The organism is Butyricicoccus sp., assembly GCF_050872565.1.
In the GTDB taxonomy this organism is placed as follows: Bacteria; Bacillota; Clostridia; order Oscillospirales; family Butyricicoccaceae; genus Butyricicoccus_A.
This window is the reverse complement of record NZ_JBNMHC010000324.1, coordinates 1-2,520: the sequence shown is the minus strand read 5'-3', so window position 1 is coordinate 2,520 and position 2,520 is coordinate 1. Positions and strand designations below refer to the sequence as shown.

4 protein-coding genes and 1 pseudogene are annotated in these 2,520 nt (G+C 50.3%); all 5 read right to left on the bottom strand.

Annotation, left to right across the window (positions count from 1 at the left end; translation table 11 throughout):
• Window positions 1-90: pseudogene (locus tag ACR0P9_RS10815) on the bottom strand (ATP synthase F0 subunit C); the annotation flags it as partial.
• A gap of 87 nt (window positions 91-177) precedes the next feature.
• Window positions 178-915, bottom strand: a complete 738-nt coding sequence (locus ACR0P9_RS10810) for a F0F1 ATP synthase subunit A (protein ID WP_432620030.1) — start codon at window positions 913-915, stop codon at window positions 178-180.
• Between the two features lie 3 nt (window positions 916-918).
• Window positions 919-1,335, bottom strand: a complete 417-nt coding sequence (locus tag ACR0P9_RS10805; protein WP_432620028.1) for an ATP synthase subunit I — start codon at window positions 1,333-1,335, stop codon at window positions 919-921.
• Between the two features lie 20 nt (window positions 1,336-1,355).
• A complete protein-coding gene (locus tag ACR0P9_RS10800; protein WP_432620026.1) occupies window positions 1,356-1,646 on the bottom strand; it encodes an AtpZ/AtpI family protein in 291 nt (96 codons plus the stop codon).
• A 321-nt stretch (window positions 1,647-1,967) separates the two neighbouring features.
• On the bottom strand, window positions 1,968-2,520 hold a 553-nt coding region (gene pyrE / locus ACR0P9_RS10795), incomplete at its 5' end, for an orotate phosphoribosyltransferase (RefSeq protein WP_432620024.1).

Genomic DNA, 2,520 nt, shown 5'->3' with positions numbered 1-2,520 from the left:
GTAGCCTTCACCGATACCAGGGCCGATGCCGGCGATCATTGCCAGGCCAGCGCCGATTGCAGATCCTGCGAGTACAATTGCCTTTTCCATAATTATTTCCTCCTGAATTTTCCTAATACATAGTCGTGTCAGTCGCGGTATTTTGCTCTCTCCTCTGTGAAAATACCGCTGTAAATCTTACTCCTCTGTTCCCGCAGCCTGTGCGACGAACTGCATCGTCAGCATACAGAAGATATACGGCTGCACGCAGCCGGAGAAAACAGAAAAATACACATTGAGCACAGCCGGAATGCCGACCTGCAAGAACGGAATCGCGCTCAACGAGCCGGGCAGCCAGAAAAAGAGAATCTGGCTGACTGCTCCCAGTGCGGCATACAGCAGCAGGCCGATGACGTAGCCGGAGCAGATGTTAGCAAAATGACGCAGTGACATCGAGACCGGCGTTGCGATCTCGCTGATGATGTTCATCGGCGTCATGACGAAAATCGGTTCCGTGAAGCTCTTGAGATAGCCTCCGAAGCCCTTCGACTTGATTTTGTGGTATGTGATGAGGACAAACACCAGAATACCCCAAGCAAGGAATGTGTTGAGATCATTGGTCGGGGAATACGCGCCGGTCAGGCCCATCAAAGAGCTGACGACAGACATCGACAAAATCGCTGCGATAAACGGAACAAAACTATCCCATTTTGCCCCCATATTGCCGCGGACGAGCTTCTGTGCCATCTGCACAATCATTTCCGCCACGACCTGCCGCTTGGTGCGCGCGTGTACCTGCATCCCTCGTGTCAGCCAGATAGCCAGTCCCACAATGATGACCATTGCGATCCAGGCATTGACGACGGTCTGTGTGATCGGGTAGTTAATGCCGGGAATGACGTAGTATATCTTGGCGCCGGTGATGGATACTTCCATGAATCATTCTTCCTCCTTTCGACGAAAGATAGGCAATTTCATGAGTCCAATGGTGATTCGCGGGAAGAACATCGGAATAACGACGGCAACCCAATTGAAATAGTCCACCTTAAAGCCGATGAGCAAAATCGCCACCATCGCCAAAAGCCGCTTGGTATACGAATTTTGCAGCACGAGCTTCGCTTCCTCCGGCAATTCCTTCGTCACAGATTTCTGGACTGCCAGACCCATGATAAAGAAATTCAAAATCGCCCAGCCGCCGCCGAGCAGATTACCGAACAAAACGGTACTGTCAAACCGTCCCAGAGCCAGAAACACAATCTCCATCACGACGCTCATCGCCACGACGCTGACTGCGATCCGCTTGGTTTCTGTTTTGACTGCCGGTTCAATCTTGATATGTCTCACCACCTGTCTCATAAATTCCACCCGTGACACGCTCACTTCTTCGTATCTCTCTCCTCACGCTTTTCGAGCTGCTTCCAAAACTTCCACACGTTGGAGGCTGATCCTCCGAGTCCCAGCACGAGCGCGACAATCATGATCCATAAGCCAAGCCCCAGCTTCCCGCGCAGCCAGTTCGCAGCCAGCAGGCACAGAACCGGCGGCACAGCAATTGAGGCTCCCAGCTGTGTCAGCAGTGTCAAATTTTCCATGCATTCCTTTAGGATCTGATGCTTGTCCATCCTGTCCTTCATCCTTTCCGGCATCGCACAAAAAATTCGCACCATCTCAGGTGTCTCCATTATAACAATTCATACACAAGAATACAACCATCATTTGTACAGTTTACCCTGTTTAAAATATAACGAACACCAAAACATGGTTATTTCCCACCGAAAAATTACGCTAAGTTTATCAAAAATTTCCCATTTTATGGTGGAGAAGTCTAGACTTCCCAGTCTTTTCTGCTTTCCCTACAAAAATATTGCACATCGCATGGTTATTTTATGCGGGATACGGCAAAATCGTGTAAAAAACAACATTTGTGCGAAAAAAAGCCCTTTCCGCCGAAACTTGGCAGAAAGGGCATAAATTTACAGCGATTCAAATCAGAATACGCAGTACTTGTCCATATAGGACTCCATCAGCGGCAGGATGTCCTTGTACTGTTCCTGACCCTGAAGGTACTCGTGGATGTCGCGTACATCAATCAGAGAATGTACATGGATGCCGAATTCTTCGCCGACTTCCATGACAGCGGTCTTGCCAGGAGTCTGACCGACTTCGCAGCGGTTAACGGAAATGAACATATCCGTTACCTTTACGTCAGCGGCGTTGAACAGAACCGGCAGGGTCTCGCGGATAGCGGTACCAGCGGTGATAACATCCTCAATGATAATCACGCGGTCACCGTCCTGCGGCTTGTAGCCGACCAGATTGCCGCCTTCGCCGTGATCCTTGGCTTCCTTGCGGTTGAAGAAAAACGGCTTGTCAATGCCATAGTTTCTAGCCAGTGCACCAGCAACAGAGGTAGCCAGCGGAATGCCCTTGTATGCCGGACCGAACATTGCGTCAAAGTCCTCACCGATGGTCTCCTTGACCATAGCGGCATAGAACTCGCCCAGCTTGGAGGACTGGAGACCGGTCTTGTAGTTGCCTGTG